This is a genomic window from Gardnerella vaginalis, from assembly GCF_001563665.1.
Lineage (GTDB): Bacteria > Actinomycetota > Actinomycetes > Actinomycetales > Bifidobacteriaceae > Bifidobacterium > Bifidobacterium vaginale_A.
This window is the reverse complement of the sequence record NZ_KQ961873.1, coordinates 1-22,437: the sequence shown is the minus strand read 5'-3', so window position 1 is coordinate 22,437 and position 22,437 is coordinate 1. Positions and strand designations below refer to the sequence as shown.

Genomic DNA, 22,437 nt, shown 5'->3' with positions numbered 1-22,437 from the left:
CAATTATTTGATTCTCTAGTTTCCTTAAATGGAAGAGCATACAAGTAAGGTGGATTATTTAACTGTAAAGCTAGTTCTTTAGGTATTATATGAGTGTTATACGAACATGAAGCGACCAAGAAAATCTTGGTCGCTTCTTTATATAAGAGAGGAGGAAAAAGGTAATGAGGAAGTTTTGGCAGTGGAAAAACCAAAAGGAAAACAATGAGACTAATGAGAATAATGAGATTTTTGAGAGGACACTGTTTCTTAACGGTACGATTGCTGAAGAATCATGGTTTGATGATGATATTACACCACAACTTTTTAAAGACGAGTTAAACGCTGGTAGTGGAAATATTACCGTGTGGATTAACTCACCTGGCGGCGATTGTGTGGCTGCGGCACAAATCTATAACATGCTCATGGATTACAAGGGTTGCGTGACGGTAAAGATTGACGGTATTGCAGCAAGTGCTGCCTCGGTTATTGCTATGGCTGGGACAAAGGTTTATATGAGCCCGGTGTCAATGCTTATGATTCATAATCCTATGACTGTTGCTTTTGGAAACAGAAGCGAAATGGAAAAAGCAATATCAATGCTTGATGAGGTCAAAGAGTCCATTATTAACGCTTACGAGATTAAAACAGGGCTTAACCGTGTGAAACTGTCGCATTTAATGGATTCGGAAACATGGATGGATGCTAACAAGGCGGTAGAACTCGGGTTCGCGGACGGTGTTTTAACTAGAGGTGAAACCGCTGATATTGGCATACCACAGGTTTCAACATTGTATTCGAAAGCAAGCGTGCAAAACACGTTATTGGAAAAAATATGTAAAGCCTGCCGGATAAGCGGTAAGGAAACAAACAATATTAGTGCAGACGATCTTATGGATCGTCTTTTTTTAATCAAAAATTGGAGGTAAATATGATGAACACTATTTCAAACATGGTTGAGAAACGTAATAAGGCTTGGCAGGGTGCGAAAGCTTTCCTTGAGTCTAAACGTGACAAGGACGGGCTTATTTCAGAAGAAGACGCGAAAACCTATGATGAGATGGAAGCGAAAGTGAAAGCTTACAGTATGGAAATTGAGCGCTTGGAGCAGATGGAAGTAATGGATAAGGAGCTTTCAAAACCAACATCTGAGGCGATTGTTGCAAAACCTATGAAAACAGGCGTTAACCTTGAAAAACAAGGTCGTGCGCGTGACGAGTATAAGCAGGCAATGCTTACAGCTCTTAGAAGTAATTTTAAACGAGTCGATAACGTGTTGCAGGAAGGCGTGGACGCTGACGGCGGGTATCTTGTGCCGGAAGAATACGATAATCGTCTGATTGAAACGTTGAAAGAAGAAAACATTATTCGCTCTCTTGCTACCACTATTACTACTAGTGGAGAGCATAAGATTAATATTGCGATGAGTGATCCTGCTGCAGCTTGGATTGAAGAAGGCGCAAGCCTTAACTTTGGGGATTCCAAGTTCGCGCAAATCCTGCTTGACGCTCATAAGCTTCACGTTGCGGTAAAAGTTACTGAAGAACTCTTGTATGATAATGCGTTTAACCTCGAGAATCATCTTCTCACATCCTTCGGCATGGCGTTGGCTAACGCTGAGGAAGACGCTTTTCTTAACGGGGATGGTGTGGGAAAACCAACTGGTATTTTCAACAAGAAAGACGGTGGTACGTTCATTAAAGAAACAGCCGGTATTAAAACTGATGATCTGATTGATCTTGTTCACGCTTTGAGGCGACCATACCGTAAAAACGCGAGTTTTATTATGAACGATAAAACAGTCGCGAGCATACGAAAACTTAAAGACAATAACGGCGCGTACGTTTGGCAGCCTTCATACCAGGATGATGAGCCGAACAGAATTCTCGGATACCCGGTATACACGTCTGCTTACGCGCCTGAAAACATGGTGGCTTTTGGAGACTACTCGTACTACAACATTGGCGACCGTGGTTCACGCTCGTTTAAAGAGCTTACCGAACTTTTCGCTGGAAACGGAATGATAGGTTTCGTCGCTAAAGAGCGTGTAGACGGCAAACTCGTACTTAAAGAAGCAGTACAGATTCTGCCTGTTAAAACAAGCGTAGCAGCTTAAAAGTTAAGGAGGGGTGTTGATGATAGTTACAGTTGAGGAAGCAAAAAACTATCTTAGGGTGGATAGTAGAGAAGATGATGAGCTTATCAACACCCTTATTCGTTCTGCTGAAAAACTCTGCCAGGGAGTAGCTCGTAAAAACGATACTAGTTTGATTAGTGAAAACTTTGACGAGTATCGGCTCGCAGTCTTATACGCTACAGGCTACTTGTATGAGCATCGGGAAGAAGCCGACCATCACGCGCTTATGCTCACTTTACGTTCGATGCTTTTTACTGTTAGAAAAACGGGGTTTTAAATGAGAATAAGTTTATTAAACGAGCGTATTATGCTGCTTAAAAACAGTGTTGAAGTTGATGAGGTTGGTAATCATAAGATTAAGTGGAGTAAATATTACGAGTGTTACGCCACGGTGAGTGCTGAAAGTCCCGTAGAAGAGACTTCGGCGGGAAACGTGTGGGATGAGTCAAAAATAGATTTTACTATCCGCTATTCGAAAGAAACCACTGCAATATCATCTATCGGTTACAGGATTATTTTCCATGATACGGTTTATGAGATTTTAGGTGTTGACCACATGAATTATAAGAAGAAAAGCCTGAAACTTCACTGTAAGAGGTGTAAAAAGTGAGCAAAACAGGAGTAGATAATCTTTCAAACAGGATAATAAAAGAGCTTAAAACTTACGCGGATACTACGAGTGAGAAAGTAAAAGAAGCAGTTAAAAACGTGAGTAAAACCGTTAAAGAAGATATAGAAAACACTGCTCCGAAACACACAGGTAAGTATGCGAAAAGTTGGGCGGTTAAAACTGTTAAAGAAACAGAAAACGCTCTCACACTGGTAGTTAACTCAAAAAACAAGTATCAGCTTACACACTTGTTAGAGTACGGTCACGCTAAACGAGGCGGAGGACGTGTGGAAGCAAGAGCACACATTAAGCTTGCAGAAGAAAAAGCAGTTAAAAGTTTCGAAGAAAAAATAAGGGAGGCGATAGAACATGACTAAACTTTTAAACATTATGAGAGAGATAGGTTTTCCTTTCGCATACCATCATTTTGCTGAAGGAGAATCACCTTCCCCACCGTTTCTTGTGTTTCTTACGCCTGCAAGCAGTAATTTCGCGGCAGACGGGAAAGCGTATTTTAAAGCAAACGAAGTTCATATCGAACTATACACAGATTATAAGAACCCAGAGGTGGAAGAAAAAGTTGAAGCCGTGCTTGATAGGCACGGCATTTTTTATAACAAAACAGAGACGTTCATAGAGTCGGAAAAGCTTTATGAAACACTCTACATTTTTGAAATGGAGGTAACAGAAAATGGGAAACAAGGTTAAATACAATCTTAAAAACGTGTACGCGGCAAAACTTAAAAAAGACGCAGGCGGAAGTTTTAACTATGATGCGCCTAAACCTATTCCGGGAGCTGTGAGCATAAGCCTTGATGCGGAAGGTGAATCCTCACCGTTTTACGCTGACGGGATTGTCTACTTCCGCTCGACTGCGAACAACGGTTACAGTGGCGACTTGGAAATGGCTCTTATACCTGAATGGTTTAGAACAGAAATATTAAAAGAAAAACTTGATAAAAACGGTGTGCTGGTAGAAAAAGCAACTACCGGTGAAGCAGAAAAATTCGCACTCCTTTTTGAGTTTGACGGTGACGTTAAAGCAATCCGCCACGTGCTTTATAACTGCTCGGCTTCCAGACCTTCTATCGCTTCGGAAACCAAGGAAGACACGATAGAACCGGGTACTGAAACACTCTCGCTCACGGCTGATCCTAGAGAAGATGGGCTTGTGAAATCCCGTAGCGGAGATACGACATCTGATGAAACTTACGCTAACTGGTATAAGAGCGTGTACGTTCCTCAAAACACGACAGACGTTAAACCTAAGTAAAAAGGAGTAGTGAGTATGATTGAAAAAACAGTAAAAATCGGTGGCAAAGACGTGAAGTTTCGCTCCTCTGCCACTATTCCAAGACTGTATCGCATCAAATTCAAGCGTGATATTTTTCAGGATCTTTCTAAACTCGAAAAATCGTATAAGACTAAAAGCACCGGGTTTGAGATTGATGATCTGGAGATTTTTGAAAACGTAGCCTACATCATGGCCTACCATGCAGATAACACGATTCCTGAAACAATTGAAAAATGGCTCGATGAGTTTGAAATGTTTTCTATCTACGAGGTGCTGCCTGAAATTCTAGAGCTTTGGGGTGCGAATTTACAAACACAGGTTCAATCTAAAAAAAAGTTACGTCAACTACAAGAGAAATGACAACCGCGTTATTTCTTCTTAGATGCACAGAAATCGGGATAAGTATTCGCGAACTGGATCTTTTAACTATCGGCATGATTTTAGACATGTGGACGGAGAAAGCAAACGATAGTGTGAAATACGATAAGCTCGCAAGCCAGGCAGAATTCGACAGGTTCTAGACGAAAACCAAACATTCTTATGTAGGGCGTTAAAATATCTGAATTTTTTTATTCCTAAATTAAGAGAAAAGGAGGTGAAGTTATGGCAAACAGGATTAAAGGTATTACCGTTGAAATCGGTGGAGATACCACAGGCTTGGATAAGGCGTTAAAAGACGTGAATACGACTATCCGATCCACGCAAGCTCAGCTTCGTGACGTAAACAGGCTGTTAAAACTCGATCCGTCCAACGCTAAACTTTTAGCACAAAAACAGCAGTTGTTGCAGCAGGAAATAGCAAACACTTCCGAGAAACTTAACGCTTTAAAACAGGCGGATAAGCAAGCTAAAGTACAGCTTGAAAACGGGGATCTCGGTAAAGACAAGTATGATGCACTGCAGCGTGAGATTATTGAAACCGAGCAGAATCTTAAAAATTTAGAACAGCAGGCAAAGAAAGTCCCTTCAGCGTTAGCAGTTTCTATGAAAGAAACCGGGGATAAAATTAAAAGTGTCGGTGAGAAAACAGCCCAAGTCGGCACAAGCTTATCCACGCATGTTACCGCACCAATTGTGGGGCTTGGAGCTGCGTCTTTAGCCGCGTTTAACGAAGTTGATGCCGGCATGGACACGATTGTTACTAAAACAGGCGCAACAGGAAAAGCACTGGAGGGTATGCAAGATAGCATGAAAAATCTTGCTACCAGTATTCCTACTGATTTTCAAACCGCTGGTGCTGCTATCGGCGAGGTGAACACAAGATTCGGTTTAACAGGTAAAAGCCTTGAAGACCTGTCAGGCAGGTTTATTAAATTTGCTCAAATTAACAATATGGACGTTTCCACGGCTGTTGATAACACGCAGAAAGTTGTGGCTGCTTTTGGGCTTAAAGCACAGGACGCCGGAGCTTTACTTGATACGATGAACGCTGTAGGTCAGCGTACCGGTGTCAGCATGGATACGCTTGCTAAAACCATGGTTACTAACAGTGCCTCCTTACAGCAGCTTGGGTTTAGCGCATCGGATGCCGCTAATTTCTTAGGCAATGTTGAAATGTCGGGTGCTGACACGTCACAGGTTATGACAGCTCTAACTAAAGCACTAGCTGCTGCTACAGCTAAAGGCACGCCTATGAAACAGGCTTTAGAAGATATTCAAAACAGTATGGTGAATGCGAAAAGCGACACTGAAGGTTTAAAAGTAGCTTATGAGCTGTTTGGTAAGCGTGCGGGCGCGGCTATTTATCAGGCGTGTAAAAACGGTTCACTGTCTTTTGCTGAGCTTGGTACTTCCCTTAAAGATAATGCCGGCAGCGTGGAGAAAACGTTTAACGAAACGCTTGATCCGATAGATAAGTTTAAGACTTCAATGAATAGTCTGAAAATCGTGGGAGCAGATCTTGGCAGTTCTCTTGCAACGGTTTTACAGCCTATGCTTGAAAAGTTCGCTTCCTGTATGAAATCTTTAAGCGAAGCCTGGAACGGGCTGTCCCCGGGAATGAAGGATGCGATAGTAAAAATCACGCTTATTGCTGCAACAGTCGGTCCTGTGCTCATTGTGATCGGGAAAATTATTAGTGCTGTTGGAACAATAACTTCTGCTCTGGGAGGTCTTATCGGACTTCTTGGAGGCACAGCCACAGCCACTACTGCGGTAGGTGTGGCAGGAGGAGCAAGTGCGGCAGGAACAGCGGCGGCAGGGACAGCAGCCGGAACAGCGGCTGTTGGGTTTGGAGCGTTAAACGTTTCACTTCTTCCTATTATCGGTATTATTGCGGCGATTATTGCCGCGGTTGTGGCGATTATTGCGATTATTAAAAACTGGGGTGCTATAAGCGAATGGTTTAAAAACCTGTGGCAGGGTGTTTGCCAGAGCGTGAGCAGTATTTGGCAAAACATATCGGAGTTTTTCCAAAACGTGTGGCAAGGCTTAGTTCAGGTTTTCACCGGCGTGTGGGATACGATTAAAAACGTGCTTACGGTAGCTCTCATGTTTATCGTAGAGCTTATAAAAGGCTATTTTTCGCTTATCACACTACCGTTTAGGTTTATTTGGGAAAACTGTAAAGACGTGATTATAGGCGCATGGGATGCGATTAAAACCACGGTAAGTAGCGTGCTTGAAGCCATAAACAGTGTAATAACAAGTGTTATGAACACGATTATGTCGTTTATAACAAGCGTGCTAAACACTATAAGCAGCGTGTTTACGAGCGTGTTCAATGCGATTTTAAGTGTTGTAACCTCTGTTTTTAACAGTATAAAAACGGTGTCTGAAACGATATGGAACGGAATTTGCAGTGTTATAACCAACGTGGTAAACACGGTTAAAAATACGGTTTCTACAGTGTTTAACGCGGTGGCAGGTGTTGTAAGCAACGTGTTTAACGGTATTAAAAACACGGCCGTATCAATTTGGAATGGTATTAAAAACGCTATCATCACTCCGATTGAAGCGGCGAAAAACAAGGTTAAAGCAGTAGTTGACGCTATAACAGGCTTTTTTGCAGGTATTAGACTTAGTCTTCCTCATATTAAACTGCCTCATTTTAGTATTAAAGGACACTTCTCACTCGCACCACCGTCTGTACCGTATCTTGCTATCGACTGGTATAAGAAGGCAATGGATAAGCCGATGCTGTTAAACGGGGCTACTATCTTCGGTGAGAAAAACGGGCATTTGCTTGGCGGAGGTGAAAAAGGTCCTGAGGTGATTATGGGGCTTGATGCTTTGCAGAATATGAGTGCGGGAGCAAACACGCAAATGCTTAGTGTTATGAACCAGATTCTAGCGATTATGGACTCGTATTTCCCACAGTTTTCCAACCAGAGTATTGTGCTTGACTCAGGCGAGCTTGTAGGCGGTATTGCAAACAAGATGGACAGTGAGCTTTTCAAACTTCAAACAAGAAAAACAAGGGGGTGGTAAAAGTGTATGGCATGACAATAAACGGGTTGCATAGTTTTAAGGATTTAGGCTTAGTTCCAACACTTAAGCCACATGTTAATCTACCCTCCCCAAGGTTTAGCTATCTGGAAGTGCCCGGAAGATTGGGAAGTTTTGATCTTACGGAAAGCTTAGCAGGTGAAGTTTTATACGAGATGCGCGAAGGCTCTTTTGAGTTTATTGTCGCAGATAAAGGCGTGTGGCAGAAAGCTTACGAGAGGCTTAAACGTGATGTTCACGGGCTTAAAACAACCCTTGTGCTGGACGCTGAATCTTCCTTTTACTATCAGGGTCGAGTGTGGGTAAGTGATTTTAAATCTGATAAAAACTATGAAACGATTACGCTTAACTACAGGCTAAACCCTTATAAGCACAGTGTTTTAGACATTAAAACAGGTGGCGTGTACACGTTAAAAAACGTGCAGGTTAAAGACGGGAAAGAAATCAGGCTTACCCGTGATTTTGATATGACGCTTATACCTGAATTTACTAATAAAACACTAAACACAATAAGCGTTGATTTTAAAGGAAAAACCTACAGTCTAAAACAAGGCGTATCTCGTTTCCCTGAACTTAGAACACGCGAAAATAATATGACGCTTACGTTTCAAGGCACAGGCACACTTGATATTTCCTACCTAAGGGGGTGGTTATAAATTGTACACAATAACTCTTGATGAAACAGCCTTGTATTATCCGGGCGACACTAAGAATGTTCTTCTTGACGCGACGCTTAACGTGGAGCTTAACACTGCAGGCACGCTTGTGTTTACGTGTCCGAAAGAAAATCCCTGCTATGAGAAGTTTTTTAACAGAAAATCAGTAGTGAGCGTGTATCGCGGTGAGAAAGAAATTTTTACAGGAGAGGTAAGAGAACAGGAGAAAGACTTAAACCAAAACAAGAAAGTAGTATGCGCAGGTCTTTTAACGTATCTTGCAGACAGTATTCAGCCGCAGAAAGAATATCATGATCATACACCTTACCAACTGTTGGAAAAATTCCTAAACATTCATAACGAGCAGGTGGATGATAGGAAGAAGATTCATATCGGAAAAGTCAGCGTGACAGATCCCAATAATTCCTTGTACAGGTTCACTAATTTTGAAACCACGCTTGAAGCGATTATGGGAAAAATGGTTGATAAGCTGGGCGGATACTTAAAGCTAAGACGAGAAAAAGACGGGCTTTACCTTGATTATCTTCGCTTGGAAGAAATGGGTAAAATGGCGAAACAGCCGGTTGAGTTTGGTCTTAATATGCTTGATTATACTGAAAACTTATCGGCAGAAGATGTTACTACAGCGCTTATCCCTTTAGGTAAAGAACTGGAAAGCGATAACAGCAAACACGAGGTTCTTAAAAAATACACGGATATTACAAGCGTTAATAACGGGAAGAATTATCTTGTTTCCACTCAGGCAAAGAGCGCGTTTGGTTGGGTTTGTAAAGTCGTTAGATGGGATGATGTTGCTGTTCCTGAAAACCTGTTACGTAAAGCCTCTCTTTGGCTTAAAGATAATCAGTTCGAACAGACAGAGCTTAACTTAAGCGCGGTTGACTTATCCGAGTTTGACCTTGATTTTGAAACTATTGAGTGTGGAGACAGAGTTAGGTGCATAGCATCGCCTTTTGGCATGGATCGGGTATTTCCCGTGATGAGACAGTCTATTCCATTGCAAAAACCCGGTGAGATGAAAGTCGTCCTGGGCAGTCAAACCAGACGAAGCTACGTGCAAAGCTCACATAATTCTGTGCAAAGCCTGCGTGAAGAAAGCCTTGCAACAAGAAAAATAGATAACGAGCGTGTGCAAAGTGAAATCAACAATATTAAAGCACAGATGAACATCACCTCAGGCGGTTACAAGGTAACAGAATATGATGATTCAGGCAGGTGGCTAAGAGACCTTTACATGGATACGCCTGATAAGAATACTGCTACAAAAGTATTACAGGTTAATATGAACGGGATTGGCGGAAGCCATAACGGTTTTGCAGGACCTTACAATACCGCGATGACTCTTGACGGCATGGTGTATGGTGACAGGATTATCGGACATTCGATTGATGCTGAGAAACTTTCAGTTTCTTACACTTCGCAGGTGGAAAAGCAGATTAGTAACGCAAAACAGGAAGCCATTTCTGATAGTGATGAGAAACTTAAAAGCTACTATACGATAAACGAGGTTAACACCAAGTTTTCTGTAACGGATCGAAAGATTGAATCAAGTGTTGAAACAGTTAATCAAAAACTGGAGCAGAAAAACGGCAACTATTACGGCACGTATACTCCCTACTCTTCTAATGCTCCGGCTAACTCTTGGACAAGCAGAAGTGAGAAGTTAAACCACGTGGGAGATTTTTTCTTCGACACTCAAACAGGCTACGCCTACAGGTATCGGGTTAAAAGAGACTGCTTAGAGATTAAGTTTAACAGTAGTTCTCGTACGGAAAGCGCAAACTATGATTGGGTGGAAGTTTTCTATGAGTCTGAGGGTAAGATTCACGTTTTACCGAAACTCGGCGGTGCGGACATAGCAGATAAAAGAATCTTTGTGCCAAGCAATACGTTTTGGCTTTATTTTAGAAGCGATGGCTCAAGCCATGATTATTACGGTTTTAAGATTGATGCGATAAGAAAAAGCAGTTCAAGAAAAGAAGTTCAAGATAGTTTAGCGGTTTTACCTAACGATGCCGGAAACATAATAGAACTGTCAGGCAGCAATTATCCTGAGTCAGAGCATGATCCGTATCAGGATAATACGAGAAAACTATGGCGGTATACGTCAAATGAGAGTCTTGACAGCTACCTGGAGTTTGACTGGGTTAGAGTTAGTGATAAAGACATTCAGGCTGCTAAAGAAACAGCTGACAGAGCTATATCTAAAGTTTCTATTGTTGAAGACTCGATTACTTCCATGGTGAAAAAGGGTGAGTTCGGTTCGTTTATGCGGCAAAACTACAACAGTTTTCTGATTGGATTTAACGAGTCAAGCAACTATGTTCAAATCACTGCAGGACAAATAGGTCTTTACAACGGGTCGATTGATTCTGATAGTAAGCGTGCCGTATTTGATCAAAACGGTAATCATTTTTATCGTGATGGCTACTATGTGGGAAAAATCGGAACGAATCAGTGGAATAAAGACGACTCTCATAAAGGGCTCGTGTTTGACCTCTCTCCTGAAGGAAAGTATATGGCTTTCGCGCAAAAAGAATCATCCTATTCTAATTCGTATAATACGATGCTTTGTTTTTCACGCTCAGGCAGTATATATGACGAGTACGGCTTGCATTTAGGCTGCAACTTTTATGCCCACGGTTTCAAGGTTATAAACCCGCAGTGGGAAGAAGGCTTTGGAACTACGGCAACCATTCATTATGTGCAGGTACTTGAGGTGGATGAGTACGGCAAAGTAAGAAGATGGGGTGAAAACGGGCGCATGGTATTTAAAAACGGTATCCTCATGGACTTGACTTTCTACAACTAAGGAGATGAATATGGCAGAACTTATTATTAACACAAACGAGGTTGTGATAAACGAAGGTACTAAAAACAGTGACATAAAAGTCGCTAAAACTGTTGATGAGAGTATGGAAATAGAGCAGTTTATCAGCAACAGTAAGTACGCAAAGATGATAGAAGACATCAATCGCAAACTGGATATTCTAATCGAGGAAAAGGAGGTGGAAGATGGAAAAGCCGACCATTAACTATGCGATAGCTACACAAAAGTTTAGAGCGAAGTTAAGCGATGAGATAGTGTCTTTGCAAAAAAGCATCCCTATCCCGACCTACATGGTTGAAGGGATAATCGCATCAATTTTAGCTGACATCCGCTCGGCTCTGATAGCTGAAAACACGATGGAACATGTTGCTTTTAGTGAGGAAAACACAAAGTATTACGAAGAACAGTTAGAAAAACTAAACGAGGAAATCCTAAAACTTAAAGCAGAAAAAGAAGAAAAACCATAAGGAGGAAAGCCTTATGTATAGAGGAACAACACCTACAAACGTGTTCAGGACAGATGTGGATTTAGAAAACGCATCTGTCCTTTTTGTTAGCTATAAGCAAAACGGAAAAGTTGTTTTAGAAAAAAGCTTAGAGGATGTGAGTGTTAAAAAGACGCTTGTAACAGTAAATCTCACGCAGAAAGAAACACTTTTGTTTCAAAACGGTATTGTCACGATTCAAATCAGAGCCAAGTTTCCCGACAACACGGCTATCGCTTCAAATCTGATACGAACAACAGCTGAAGAAATAGTAAAGGACGGTGAGATTTAATGGCAGAACTACAGGCAAGTTTTAAACACAATACAGATATGAGCGCATCTTTTGAAAGCATCATAAAAGTAACAGGCGAAGAAACAACAGATTACAACAGACTTACTAACCTGCCGAAAATTAACCAAGTAAAGCTTATAGGCAATAAAACGCTTTTAGAGCTGGGACTTTGCTCTATCAGCAATATCGAACTCGAAGAACTACTTAAATAAGGAAGGAAATTATTATGCAAACTAAATTTTTAGACAACAACGGACTTTTATACGTTTGGAAGAAAATCAAGGAAAGCTTTGTGAAAAAAGAAGAGCTGACAAAAGCCTTGGAAACAGTGCCGAAGAAAGTTACGGATTTAAGTGATGCGGCAAACTATGCACAAGTATCTTCAGTACCAACCAAGGTGGAAAACCTGCTGGATGCGTCAGAATACGCGAAGAAAACCGACATTGTGACAAACGTAGAAAATCTTCAAGGTATTGATGCGTATGCGAAAACAAGTGCGTTACCGACAAAAGTAGAACAGCTGGAAGACGCAGTGAATTATGTGAAAAAGACAGACCTTACTGAAGAGGTAAAGCATCTTGTCGGCAACATTCAATCAATTGATTTTAAGGTGGTTGATAGCCTGCCTCAGACAGGTGATAAGGCAACAATCTATCTTATAAGCGATAACAAGGGCGAAAACGATGCGTATGATGAGTACATTTATGTAAACGACAGGTTTGAAAAAATCGGTACAACATCAGTTGATTTAAGCGGCTATGTGAAAAAAGAAGATGTTAAAAGTATCAGCAATGAAGAAATCGATGCACTGTTTGTGTAGGTGAAGCTTATGGCAGATAAGTTTTTAGGCAAAGAAGGTTTGTTTAGGCTGATAGAAAAATTGAAAGGAAAATTTGCCACACTGGACAGTCCTGCTTTTACGGGAAAACCGACTGTTCAAACACCAACCTATATACCGGACACCAGAGGAAAAGAAATCGTTAATCGTGAATACGTGGATTTCGTAACAAAGCTGTTGATACATCAGGAAATGCCTAAGCTCCCTAAGCAGTTCAAATGGGTTATTACACCTGATTCTTGGCAGGAAGTACTAGATGGTTATGTGTATGGCTTTTTTTACGAAAAATATTACAAGTCACATAAAGAACGCTACTCCAACAATGCGCAGGAACAGAATGTAGCACTTGATATAAAAATCGACTTTGAAAGACTTCCGTCTATGAGGTTTTATGGCATGGGAGATATTAAGGAGGTTTGCAAACTAACTATGGCAATTGGCAGTGATTGGCGGATTTACTGTTATGGGGATAAACCTTCAAACGAAATACCGGTAATTGTTACGTTTATGCAGGTAGAAGATGTAACTGATCTTATTAAGGAGGCGGTAGAATGAAAGAATTTTGGAATACACTACAGTTGGCTTTCACAGTAGTAGGCGGCTGGCTGGGATACTTTTTAGGCGGGTGCGATGGTTTAATCCTCGCACTTCTTTTATTTGTGGTAACCGATTACATCACAGGCGTGATGTGTGCGGCGATTGATAAAAAGCTTTCAAGCAGCGTGGGTTTTAAGGGCATCTTTAGAAAGGTGCTCATTTTTATGCTTGTTGGCATAGCAAACATTATAGATTTTCAGGTTATTAAGCAAGGAAGCGTAATCAGAACTGCGGTAATTTTCTTCTACCTATCTAACGAAGGACTTTCACTCATCGAAAACGCGGCACACCTGGGGCTTCCCGTGCCTGAGAAATTAAAAAACGTTTTAGAACAATTACACGACAAAGACAGAAAGGACAATACTCATGAGTAAAAGAGGAATAGACGTATCAGTATGGCAGGGTGACATTGATTTCAACGCGGTGAAAGCATCCGGCGTTGAGTTTGTGATCATTCGAGCAGGATACGGTATCGGACACAAAGACAAGTGGTTTGAGGAAAACTATCGTAAAGCAAAAACAGCCGGTCTTGATGTTGGAGCCTACTGGTATTCGTACGCAAGCTCTGCAGGAGAAGCGTCTGAGGAAGCTCAAAGCTGCGTGAACATACTTTCAGGTAAGAGTTTTGAGTACCCAGTTTACTTTGATTTAGAAGAAAAAAGCCAGCTTAACCGTGGACGAGCTTTCTGCGATTCTTTGATTACAAGTTTTTGTAACAAGCTGGAAGCTTGCGGGTATTATGCAGGTTTTTACACTTCGCTTTCAGTAGCTAATAACTTTGTGTCCGCTCATATTAGAGACCGTTACGCTTTGTGGATAGCACAGTGGAACACGCACTGTAGCTATCAAGGTTCGTATGGTCTTTGGCAATACTCGTCAAGCGGCAGTGTTAACGGTATAGCCGGCAGAGTTGACATGGATTATGCTTACGTAGATTATCCAAGCGTGATTAAAACAGCCGGTCTAAACGGGTATCAAAACGGTGGCTCTCACACTGCTCCTCAAACATCAAGCATTGATGAGGTGGCAAGAGAAGTTATTAACGGTGATTGGGGTAACGGAAATGAGCGTAAAAACCGTTTAACTTCTGCCGGATACGATTATACAAGCGTGCAAAATAAGGTTAATGAACTTCTTGGTGTTAAAGCCTATAGAAAGTCAGTTGATGAGCTTGCACGTGAAGTAATCCGAGGCACTTGGGGTAACGGCAACACACGAAAACAGCGTCTAACTCAAGCAGGATACGATTATAATGCAGTACAAAAACGAGTAAACGAACTCTTGTAAAACAGTTTGAAACACTTATAAAGCCCGAGGCTTGTTCCTACATTGGAGCAATCCTCGGGCTTTTTTTATTTTTGAAAACTTTTTTTAGAAAAACCGTCAGATTATCACCTTTCCCAAGGCTACCCCATAGAAGGGCACAAAGTCCTTTTAGAAAGGAGGCGGCACATGAAACAAAAACTTGTCGTAAGTGTTTCAAAAAAGCCTAAAGAAGATGGGCTTGCAAGTTGTAAACCTATCGGGCTGAGAGAAAAAATCATCCGATTCTTCCTTGGAAAGAAAGAAGACATCATGGTCTTTATTCCAAGTAACAGAATCGATGAAGTTGTGGTTCAAAACAAGAAAGGTGAATAAGAATGAACGAAAACGCGGTAAAAAAGATAATTGGCGATCTTGAATCACTGATTGGTCACCTAAAAGAGATCACGGGTGAAACAACACATAAGACATTACCAAAACAAGTACCTGAAACTAAAAAGGTAAGTCTTGAGCAGGTTCGAGCGGTTTTAGCAAAACTTAGCCAGCTGGGAAAGACAGCTGAGGTGAAGAAACTCATCGTTAAGCACGGTGCGCAAAAGCTCTCGGATATTCCTGAAAGCGAGTATGCGAGCCTGTTGCATGAAGCGGAGGGAATTAAAGGTGACTAAGCATGCTTTACTTTCCCCATCTTCTGCTCACAGGTGGATTAAGTGTACTCCGAGTGCTGTTTTAGAAGAAAAGTTTGAAAACACTACTTCTGTGGCAGCCGAGGAAGGAACGGCGGCACACGCGTGGTGTGAGTACAAGCTAAATAAGCTTCTTAACCGTCCGTGCGAAAAACCGTCAACACAGTATGACTCAAACGAGATGCAGGAATGCTCGGATGCTTATGTGGATTTCGTAATGGAAAAATACGAGCAGGCAAAGCATGCTTGTGCTGATCCTATTCTTCTCATCGAGCAGAAGGTTGATTTTTCAGCTTACGTGCCGGACGGGTTTGGTACAGCGGACTGCATTATTGTAGGCGAAAAAACGCTGCAGGTTATCGACTTTAAGTACGGTCAAGGCGTGCTGGTTGATGCTTATGAGAATCCTCAGATGAAATGCTACGCACTGGGGGCTTTAGCACTCTTTGACAGCTTGTATGAGATACAAAGCGTTGAGATGAGTATTTTTCAGCCACGGCGTGACAACGTATCAACTTTCACACTACCTGTTGCGGAGCTTATCTCTTGGGCTGAAAGCGTGCTTAAACCTAAAGCGGAGCTTGCTATTAAAGGCGAAGGCGAATTTTGTGCTGGTGACTGGTGCAGGTTTTGCAGGGCAAAAGCCACGTGCCGTAAACGGGCGGAAAAAAACCTTAAACTCGCAGAACTTGAGTTCAAAGAGCCATCTGTTTTAACAGATAGTGAGATTGAAGAAGTGCTCACGCTTATCCCACAGTTAACGAAATGGGCTGATGATGTTTTAGCGTATGCCACAGATTCCGCTATAAACCACGGTAAAGAGTGGTCTGGTTTCAAGCTCGTGGAAGGACGTTCAGTTCGTAAGTTTAAGGATGAGACAGCGGTTATTGAAAAAGCGAAAGCTCATGGCTTTACCGACATTTTCAAAACTAGTCTTATCGGTTTAACGGAAATGCAAAAGCTGATGGGCAAGAAAAAATTTGAGGATATTCTGGGCGACCTCATTATCAAACCGTCCGGAAAACTTACGCTCGTACCGGGCTCGGATAAGCGGGCAAAAGTTAATGTTTCAAACGCAAATAACGAATTCAAAAAGGAGAATTAGTACTATGTCTAAATTAAATAACACGAAGGTTATCACCGGTAAGAACACGCGTCTTTCTTATTTCAACGGTTGGGAGCCAAAGTCTATTAATGGCGGTCCTGAAAAATATAGTGTTTCACTGCTTATTCCTAAAGATGATGTTGAAACAGTAAATGCTATTGAGAAAGCTATTGATGCTGCTATTGAGGAAGGTGTCGGCAAGTTCGGCGGTAAGAAACCAAACAAGGCTGCTCTTAAAACACCACTCAGGGACGGGGATATTGAGCGTGATGATGAAGCGTATAAAGGACACTATTTCATCAACGCGAACTCAACCACGGCTCCGCAGATTGTAGACAAGCAGGTAAAACCAATCATGGACCGCAGTGAAGTGTATTCAGGCTGCTATGCGAGGGTTTCCATCAACTTCTACGCTTTTAACTCTAACGGTAATAAGGGAGTTGCTTGCGGTCTTGGCAATATTCAAAAAATTCGAGACGGTGAGCCACTCGGCGGACGTAGCCTCGCAACCGATGATTTTACGACTTTAGAAGATGATGACTTTCTAGCATAAGGAGCATGTGAAGATGATTAGCTGGTTTGTTGGAATATTTGCTGGCGTATTGCTTCTTGATTTCGTGGTAAGAAAACTTGTCAGTCTTTATATCGAAGTCAAAAACATGCTGAACAGAAAGTAAGAAAGTCAAGGAGGTGGCAGGTTTTCTGTCACCTCTTTTATTAACTTGGAGGTGGTGCAATTTGGATAATTTGAGTATAGATTTAGAAACGTTTTCCTCCGTTGACCTTAAAAAATGTGGAGTTTACCAATACGCAGAATCGGATGATTTTGAGATACTGCTCTTTGGCTACAGTGTGGACGGTAGTGAAGTTCAGGTCGTTGACTTAGCGCAAGGTGAAACCATACCGGATACCGTGCTTTCTGCTTTAACGGATGAAACGGTGACCAAGTGGGCGTTTAACGCTCAGTTTGAAAGAGTCTGCTTATCACGCTACCTGCGAGATAAAGGCATCAATGTGAATCCTAGTCAGACAGGAAAAAGTGAAGGCCTATTTTTAAACCCCTGCTCGTGGCATTGCACAATGATCTGGTCAGCCACCCTGGGGCTACCCATGTCGCTTGAAAACGTGGGAGCAGTACTGGGTCTTGATAAGCAGAAACTCACTGAGGGTAAGAATCTTATTAAATATTTCTGCCTTCCGTGTAATCCTACGAAAGTAAACGGTGGAAGAACAAGAAACAAGTATTTTCACGATAAGGAAAAATGGGAGCTTTTCAAATCGTATAACAAGCGTGATGTGGAAGTTGAAATGAGTATTCAAGAAAAGCTCTCACGCTTTCCTGTACCAGACTTTTTATGGCAGGAGTTTTATCTCGACCAGGAGATCAACGACCGTGGGATAGAAATAGATCCTCTTTTCGTTGAATCAGCCATAAAACTCGACTTAGAGGTGAAAACGCATCTCGTGGATGAGCTTAAGCATATTACAGGTTTAGAAAACCCGAACTCAGTGTTACAAATGCGCTCTTGGCTTAAAGAGCATGGCCTTGAAATGGAGTCGCTTGGTAAAAAAGAAGTCGCTAAAGAACTTAAAACAGTGGGTAAAGAACTGGCGAAAGTTTTACGGCTTCGCCAGCAGCTTGCCAAATCATCGGTGAAAAAGTATACGGCGATGAAAAACGCTGCCTGCATGGATTATCGAGAGCGTGGCATGTTTCGCTTCTATGGCGCAAACCGAACAGGAAGATTCGCGGGAAGGCTCGTACAATTACAAAACCTGCCACAAAACCATCTGCCTGATCTAGATGAGGCTAGAAGTCTTGTTAAACAGGGAAACGTTGAAGCATTGGAAATGCTTTATGAGGATATTCCAGATACCTTATCCCAGCTTATCCGAACCGCTTTTATCCCACGCACGGGATTTAAGTTTATTGTCGCAGACTTTTCAGCAATCGAAGCGAGAGTCCTTGCCTGGCTTGCAGGTGAAAAATGGCGTATGCGAGTATTCGCGGAAGGCAAAGACATTTACTGCTCGTCAGCCTCTCAAATGTTTGGCGTGCCTGTTGAAAAACACGGAGTAAACGGGCACCTGCGGCAGAAAGGGAAGATCGCGGAACTCGCTTTAGGCTACGGCGGCTCTGTCGGAGCGTTAAAAGCCATGGGAGCACTCGACATGGGTCTTACCGAAGATGAACTACAACCTCTTGTTGACGCGTGGAGATCATCTAACCCGATGGTGACAACACTGTGGTGGGATGTGGACAGAGCGGTAAAACAGTGTGTACACGAACACGTATCTGTTCAAACACACAATATCGTGTTCACTTACAAGAGTGGGTTTCTTATCATCAAACTGCCTTCGAAAAGATGCCTTTACTATGTGAAGCCACGTGTGGAAGAAAACAAGTACGGTGGTGAATCAGTCACCTATGAGGGTGTGGGATCTACTAAAAAATGGGAGCGGCTGGAAAGCTACGGGCCTAAATTCGTAGAAAACATTACGCAAGCTATAGCTCGTGACATTCTACTTTACGCCATGCAAACACTGAAAGAATATCGCATCGTTGCTCACGTGCATGATGAAGCCATTATCGAAACCGATAAAAGCGTGAGTGTTCAAAGCGTGTGTGAGCTCATGGGAAGAACACCACCTTGGGCAGAAGGACTTTTTTTACGAGCTGACGGCTACGAGTGCGAGTTTTACAAAAAAGATTAAAAAACCGTCAGTTTTTATTCTTTCCCAAGGCTACCTCATAGGAGGTGGCCTTTTTATGAATATGGAAGAACAACGCAAGGTCAAATTACTAAGAGATGAAGGCCTTAGCTATACGCAGATTGCAAACCGAATGGATATTTCCGTTAATACGATTAAAAGCTACTGCAAACGTAACAGTCTAGGCGTAATCCAGTCTACGAAAACACAGACGGAATTATGTGAATCTTGTTCAAAACCAATCAAGCAAAACACAGGAAGAAAAGTTAAACGTTTCTGCTCTGATGCGTGTAGAAACACATGGTGGAACAAGCATACACAGCTGGTAAAAAGACAGGCAAACTATGAGTGCACTTGTCTTAACTGCAAAAATTCTTTTATCTCTTACGGTAATAAAACCAGAAAATACTGCTGCCACGCCTGCTATATAGAACATCGTTTTGGAGGTGGGCATCATGCAAATCAGTAAGGATGTTCACGGGCTAACGGATGTTAAAGCCAGAGCTTGGACAAAAGAGAGTATGCAGGCGGATTTTCGTTTTGAAATAGCCGAAAAACTTACCGTTTCGCTCTTTAAAAAAGGGCTTATCAGCGAGCAAGAAAAAGAAAAAATAAGCCGTCTTAACAGGGAAAAATTTCACCCGTTTTACAAGGAATTATTGGGTTAAAAGCTTGATAAACACTGCTTTTAGAGTGATGTATATGACTGTAAGAAAGTGAGGTGAGATGATGAAAATGATAACAAAACTGGAAGCCAAACAGCCGGATAATTCTCTTAGAAAAATACGGGTTGCAGCATATGCGAGAGTTTCTACCGACAGTGATGAACAGCTTCTCAGTCTAGAGGTACAAAAGGAGCATTACGAAAACTATATTAAGTCTAATCCATGCTGGGAGTATGCGGGACTTTACTTTGACGAGGGTATTAGCGGCACGAAAATCGATAAGCGTGAAAGTCTTAAACAACTGCTTAAAGACTGTGAGAGCAGTCAAATAGACAGGATTATTACAAAGTCGATTAGTAGGCTTGCAAGAAACACGGTTGACTGTCTTGAAATAGTTAGAAAACTTACCGGCCTTGGTATTTATTTGTATTTTGAGAAAGAAAACATTGATACCGAGCATATGAGTTCGGAGCTTATGCTTTCTATCTTAAGTTCTATTGCGCAAAGCGAGTCAAGATCCATATCGGAAAACAGCATGTGGTCAATTCAAAAAAGGTTCGAAAACGGAAGCTATGTCATTTCTTCCCCATCGTATGGCTATAAAAACGAGAACGGGAAAATGATTATCGTTCCAAAGGAAGCTGAGGTTATAAAAGACATCTTTAGTATGGCACTTTTAGGTAAAGGCGGGCATGTGATAGCTAATGAGCTGACGGCTAAAAAGATTCCTGCGAAAAGAGGAGCTAAATGGTCTTCGACTACCGTGAACGCTATTTTGAACAATAAAACATACACAGGGGATGTGATTTTTCAAAAGACATTTACAGACGATAATTTTAACCGCCATAAAAACCGTGGCGAGAAAAAACAGTATGTTATTGAAAACCATCACGAGGCTATCATCAGTCATGAAATTTTTAATAATGTGCATGAGCTGAGACAGAAGAGAAAATTAAAACTAAATATTACCGACGGTAGTAATAAATACCTTGCTAGATATGTGTTTTCAGGAAAACTTTACTGCGGTAATTGCCATAGTCGGTTAAAGAAACACGACCGGCATAAAAAAGATGGAGCCTATGTTGTTTGGTGTTGTACCAAGCATATACATGATACTAAATGCTGCCCTATGAAAGCTGTAAAAGAGGAGTATGTTAAATTAGCTTTTCTTCAAATGCTTAACAAGTTCAAAGCAACATCCGCTCAAATATTAACGCCTTTCATAAAAAGCTTAAGAAACGTGAATAATAAAGACGGATTAAACAAGGTTATCGAACTCGAAGAAAAAATAGCTAAGCTGCAAGAACAAGAGCAAGTACTCAGTAAGCTTTTCGCCGGTGGCTACATTGAGATGGATTCCTACTATCTGGAAAGCAATCAGCTTAAAACGGAAATGGATACTTGTCTTAAGGAAAAACTTCAGCTTTCCAACAGTTTAAACGGTAACTTAACGCACTTAAACGAGGCACAAAAACTTCAACGGTTCGTAAGCGTCACAGAAGTATTTAGCGAGTTTAAGGACGAGGATTTTCTGGATTTTGTAGACGATGTCGTAGTTAAAAGCAGAACAGAATTCATTTTTCATTTGAAATGCGGATTGGAATTAGAAGAAGAGGTGAAAGAAACATGGCACACATCCCATATGGTTACCGAATAGTAGACGGTAAAGCGGTTATAGACGAAAAAGAAGCTCTGAAAGTTAGAGAACTTTTCCGTAAATTCTTAGAATTTGGAACGATTTCTGAAACGGCTCGAGCGGTGAACATTGATAAAACACATTCTGTAATTAGCAATATTTTGAAAAATAAAACGTACTTAGGAACATCGCTTTACCCGAGTCTTTTAGATGAAGAAACTTTTTATAAAGTTCAGCAGTTAAGAGCCAACAATTTTAGAAGAAAGCCTCGTACAACAGAGCTAAAACCTTTAATTACAACAAATTTCACGTATGAAATAGGCGTTATAGAAAAGAAATACGATGATCCTTATCGGCAAGCAGTATACGCGTACAGTCAAATCAAGGGAGGTGTGAAATGAGTGCCAACGTTACAATTATTCCACCAAGAAAAATAGCGGGGAATACGGTAGATAAGCATAAAGATAAGCCGAAGTTAAGAGTAGTAGCGTATTGTCGTGTCAGTACTGACAGTGAAGAACAGGCAACAAGTTATGACACGCAAGTTCAGCATTATACGGATTATATTTCAAGAAATCCTCTCTGGGAGTTTGCCGGTATCTACGCTGATGACGGTATTTCAGGAACTAGTACGAAAAAACGTGTCGGTTTCAATGACATGATCCACGATTGCATGAGTGGCAAAGTAGACATGGTTATCACTAAGTCGATTAGCCGTTTTGCGAGAAACACTATCGACTGTTTAAAGTTTGTTAGACAGTTGAAAGACAAAAACATTCCGATCATTTTTGAAAAAGAAAACATCAACACCATGGAAGCAAGCGGAGAACTATTGCTTACTATCATGGCTTCTTTAGCTCAACAGGAATCAGCGTCGCTTTCTCAGAATGTGAAGCTTGGACTTAAGTTTCGCTACCAGGAAGGGAAAGTGCAAATCAACCATAACTGGTTTTTAGGATACACAAAAGACGATGAGGGGAATCTTGTAATTCTTGAACAGGAAGCAAAAGTCGTAAGAAGAATTTATAGAGAATATTTAGAAGGATTAAGCCTTAGAGATATAGCGGAGGGTCTTGAAAAAGACGGTGTTAAAAATGGCGCCGGGCATTTAAAATGGCACTTGTCTAATATTAAAACCATCTTGCAAAATGAAAAATATATTGGTGATGCTCTTTTACAAAAAA

The 22,437-nt window shown here is 41.4% G+C and carries 29 protein-coding genes; all 29 read left to right on the top strand.

Annotated features, from left to right (window positions below; all coding sequences use genetic code 11):
* The first annotated feature begins 164 nt into the window (after positions 1 to 164).
* Positions 165 to 908, top strand: a complete 744-nt coding sequence (locus HMPREF3230_RS05710) for a head maturation protease, ClpP-related (protein WP_082266321.1) — start codon at positions 165 to 167, stop codon at positions 906 to 908.
* A gap of 2 nt (positions 909 to 910) precedes the next feature.
* The gene (locus tag HMPREF3230_RS05705) at positions 911 to 2,095 is read left to right on the top strand and encodes a phage major capsid protein (RefSeq protein ID WP_075523970.1); all 1,185 of its coding nucleotides are present in this window, start codon (positions 911 to 913) and stop codon (positions 2,093 to 2,095) included.
* 19 nt (positions 2,096 to 2,114) lie between these two features.
* Positions 2,115 to 2,393, top strand: coding sequence for a head-tail connector protein (locus HMPREF3230_RS05700; RefSeq protein WP_004125785.1), 279 nt, complete (start codon positions 2,115 to 2,117; stop codon positions 2,391 to 2,393).
* Entirely contained in the window at positions 2,394 to 2,726 is a 333-nt protein-coding gene (locus HMPREF3230_RS05695) for a phage head closure protein (protein WP_075523969.1), read from the top strand. It begins immediately after the preceding gene.
* Positions 2,723 to 3,103 (top strand): HK97 gp10 family phage protein, encoded by a 381-nt coding sequence (locus tag HMPREF3230_RS05690; RefSeq protein ID WP_075523968.1) that lies wholly within the window; start codon positions 2,723 to 2,725, stop codon positions 3,101 to 3,103. Before HMPREF3230_RS05695 ends, HMPREF3230_RS05690 begins: the two co-directional genes overlap by 4 nt.
* Entirely contained in the window at positions 3,096 to 3,434 is a 339-nt protein-coding gene (locus HMPREF3230_RS05685) for a hypothetical protein (RefSeq protein WP_075523967.1), read from the top strand. Before HMPREF3230_RS05690 ends, HMPREF3230_RS05685 begins: the two co-directional genes overlap by 8 nt.
* On the top strand, positions 3,418 to 3,999 hold the full coding sequence (locus HMPREF3230_RS05680) for a major tail protein (RefSeq protein ID WP_075523966.1): 582 nt from the start codon (positions 3,418 to 3,420) through the stop codon (positions 3,997 to 3,999). Before HMPREF3230_RS05685 ends, HMPREF3230_RS05680 begins: the two co-directional genes overlap by 17 nt.
* Before the next feature lie 15 nt (positions 4,000 to 4,014).
* The gene (locus HMPREF3230_RS05675) at positions 4,015 to 4,380 is read left to right on the top strand and encodes a hypothetical protein (protein WP_048730035.1); all 366 of its coding nucleotides are present in this window, start codon (positions 4,015 to 4,017) and stop codon (positions 4,378 to 4,380) included.
* A gap of 243 nt (positions 4,381 to 4,623) precedes the next feature.
* Positions 4,624 to 7,449 (top strand): phage tail tape measure protein, encoded by a 2,826-nt coding sequence (locus HMPREF3230_RS05670; protein WP_075523965.1) that lies wholly within the window; start codon positions 4,624 to 4,626, stop codon positions 7,447 to 7,449.
* A gap of 11 nt (positions 7,450 to 7,460) precedes the next feature.
* Positions 7,461 to 8,123, top strand: coding sequence for a hypothetical protein (locus tag HMPREF3230_RS05665; protein WP_230955942.1), 663 nt, complete (start codon positions 7,461 to 7,463; stop codon positions 8,121 to 8,123).
* A gap of 1 nt (position 8,124) precedes the next feature.
* Positions 8,125 to 10,956, top strand: coding sequence for a phage tail protein (locus HMPREF3230_RS05660; RefSeq protein ID WP_075523963.1), 2,832 nt, complete (start codon positions 8,125 to 8,127; stop codon positions 10,954 to 10,956).
* Between the two features lie 10 nt (positions 10,957 to 10,966).
* Positions 10,967 to 11,179 (top strand): hypothetical protein, encoded by a 213-nt coding sequence (locus HMPREF3230_RS05655; protein ID WP_230478329.1) that lies wholly within the window; start codon positions 10,967 to 10,969, stop codon positions 11,177 to 11,179.
* On the top strand, positions 11,160 to 11,441 hold the full coding sequence (locus tag HMPREF3230_RS05650) for a toxin (RefSeq protein ID WP_075523962.1): 282 nt from the start codon (positions 11,160 to 11,162) through the stop codon (positions 11,439 to 11,441). The genes HMPREF3230_RS05655 and HMPREF3230_RS05650 overlap by 20 nt, the downstream gene beginning before the upstream one ends.
* A gap of 13 nt (positions 11,442 to 11,454) precedes the next feature.
* Positions 11,455 to 11,751 (top strand): hypothetical protein, encoded by a 297-nt coding sequence (locus HMPREF3230_RS05645; RefSeq protein ID WP_075523961.1) that lies wholly within the window; start codon positions 11,455 to 11,457, stop codon positions 11,749 to 11,751.
* A complete protein-coding gene (locus tag HMPREF3230_RS05640) occupies positions 11,751 to 11,963 on the top strand; it encodes a hypothetical protein (RefSeq protein ID WP_020757763.1) in 213 nt (70 codons plus the stop codon). Before HMPREF3230_RS05645 ends, HMPREF3230_RS05640 begins: the two co-directional genes overlap by 1 nt.
* Before the next feature lie 14 nt (positions 11,964 to 11,977).
* Positions 11,978 to 12,571, top strand: coding sequence for a hypothetical protein (locus HMPREF3230_RS05635; RefSeq protein WP_075523960.1), 594 nt, complete (start codon positions 11,978 to 11,980; stop codon positions 12,569 to 12,571).
* A gap of 9 nt (positions 12,572 to 12,580) precedes the next feature.
* Positions 12,581 to 13,144 (top strand): hypothetical protein, encoded by a 564-nt coding sequence (locus HMPREF3230_RS05630; protein ID WP_230955941.1) that lies wholly within the window; start codon positions 12,581 to 12,583, stop codon positions 13,142 to 13,144.
* Complete coding sequence (locus HMPREF3230_RS05625; protein ID WP_064340487.1) at positions 13,141 to 13,560, top strand: phage holin family protein; 420 nt, start codon at positions 13,141 to 13,143, stop codon at positions 13,558 to 13,560. The genes HMPREF3230_RS05630 and HMPREF3230_RS05625 overlap by 4 nt, the downstream gene beginning before the upstream one ends.
* Complete coding sequence (locus HMPREF3230_RS05620; protein ID WP_075523958.1) at positions 13,553 to 14,473, top strand: GH25 family lysozyme; 921 nt, start codon at positions 13,553 to 13,555, stop codon at positions 14,471 to 14,473. The genes HMPREF3230_RS05625 and HMPREF3230_RS05620 overlap by 8 nt, the downstream gene beginning before the upstream one ends.
* Before the next feature lie 165 nt (positions 14,474 to 14,638).
* Positions 14,639 to 14,824 carry a hypothetical protein gene (locus HMPREF3230_RS05615; protein ID WP_020757758.1) on the top strand — a complete coding sequence of 62 codons (186 nt, stop codon included), beginning with the start codon at positions 14,639 to 14,641 and terminating at the stop codon, positions 14,822 to 14,824.
* Positions 14,825 to 14,826: 2 nt separating this feature from the next.
* The gene (locus HMPREF3230_RS05610; protein ID WP_075523957.1) at positions 14,827 to 15,117 is read left to right on the top strand and encodes a hypothetical protein; all 291 of its coding nucleotides are present in this window, start codon (positions 14,827 to 14,829) and stop codon (positions 15,115 to 15,117) included.
* Positions 15,110 to 16,240 (top strand): DUF2800 domain-containing protein, encoded by a 1,131-nt coding sequence (locus HMPREF3230_RS05605; RefSeq protein ID WP_075523956.1) that lies wholly within the window; start codon positions 15,110 to 15,112, stop codon positions 16,238 to 16,240. The genes HMPREF3230_RS05610 and HMPREF3230_RS05605 overlap by 8 nt, the downstream gene beginning before the upstream one ends.
* Positions 16,241 to 16,244: 4 nt before the next feature.
* Positions 16,245 to 16,793, top strand: a complete 549-nt coding sequence (locus tag HMPREF3230_RS05600) for a DUF2815 family protein (protein ID WP_075523955.1) — start codon at positions 16,245 to 16,247, stop codon at positions 16,791 to 16,793.
* 185 nt (positions 16,794 to 16,978) lie between these two features.
* A complete protein-coding gene (locus HMPREF3230_RS05595) occupies positions 16,979 to 18,955 on the top strand; it encodes a DNA polymerase (protein ID WP_075523972.1) in 1,977 nt (658 codons plus the stop codon).
* Between the two features lie 55 nt (positions 18,956 to 19,010).
* Positions 19,011 to 19,421 (top strand): RNA polymerase sigma factor, encoded by a 411-nt coding sequence (locus HMPREF3230_RS05590; protein WP_075523954.1) that lies wholly within the window; start codon positions 19,011 to 19,013, stop codon positions 19,419 to 19,421.
* Entirely contained in the window at positions 19,408 to 19,620 is a 213-nt protein-coding gene (locus tag HMPREF3230_RS05585) for an SHOCT domain-containing protein (protein ID WP_075523953.1), read from the top strand. The genes HMPREF3230_RS05590 and HMPREF3230_RS05585 overlap by 14 nt, the downstream gene beginning before the upstream one ends.
* A 61-nt stretch (positions 19,621 to 19,681) precedes the next feature.
* Positions 19,682 to 21,274: a recombinase family protein gene (locus HMPREF3230_RS05580; protein ID WP_075523971.1), complete on the top strand. Its 1,593-nt coding sequence runs from the start codon at positions 19,682 to 19,684 to the stop codon at positions 21,272 to 21,274.
* The gene (locus HMPREF3230_RS05575; RefSeq protein WP_075523952.1) at positions 21,244 to 21,654 is read left to right on the top strand and encodes a recombinase family protein; all 411 of its coding nucleotides are present in this window, start codon (positions 21,244 to 21,246) and stop codon (positions 21,652 to 21,654) included. Before HMPREF3230_RS05580 ends, HMPREF3230_RS05575 begins: the two co-directional genes overlap by 31 nt.
* Positions 21,651 to 22,437, top strand: a 787-nt coding sequence (locus HMPREF3230_RS05570) for a recombinase family protein (RefSeq protein ID WP_196489657.1), incomplete at its 3' end; no start/stop codon positions are given. The genes HMPREF3230_RS05575 and HMPREF3230_RS05570, both read left to right, overlap by 4 nt.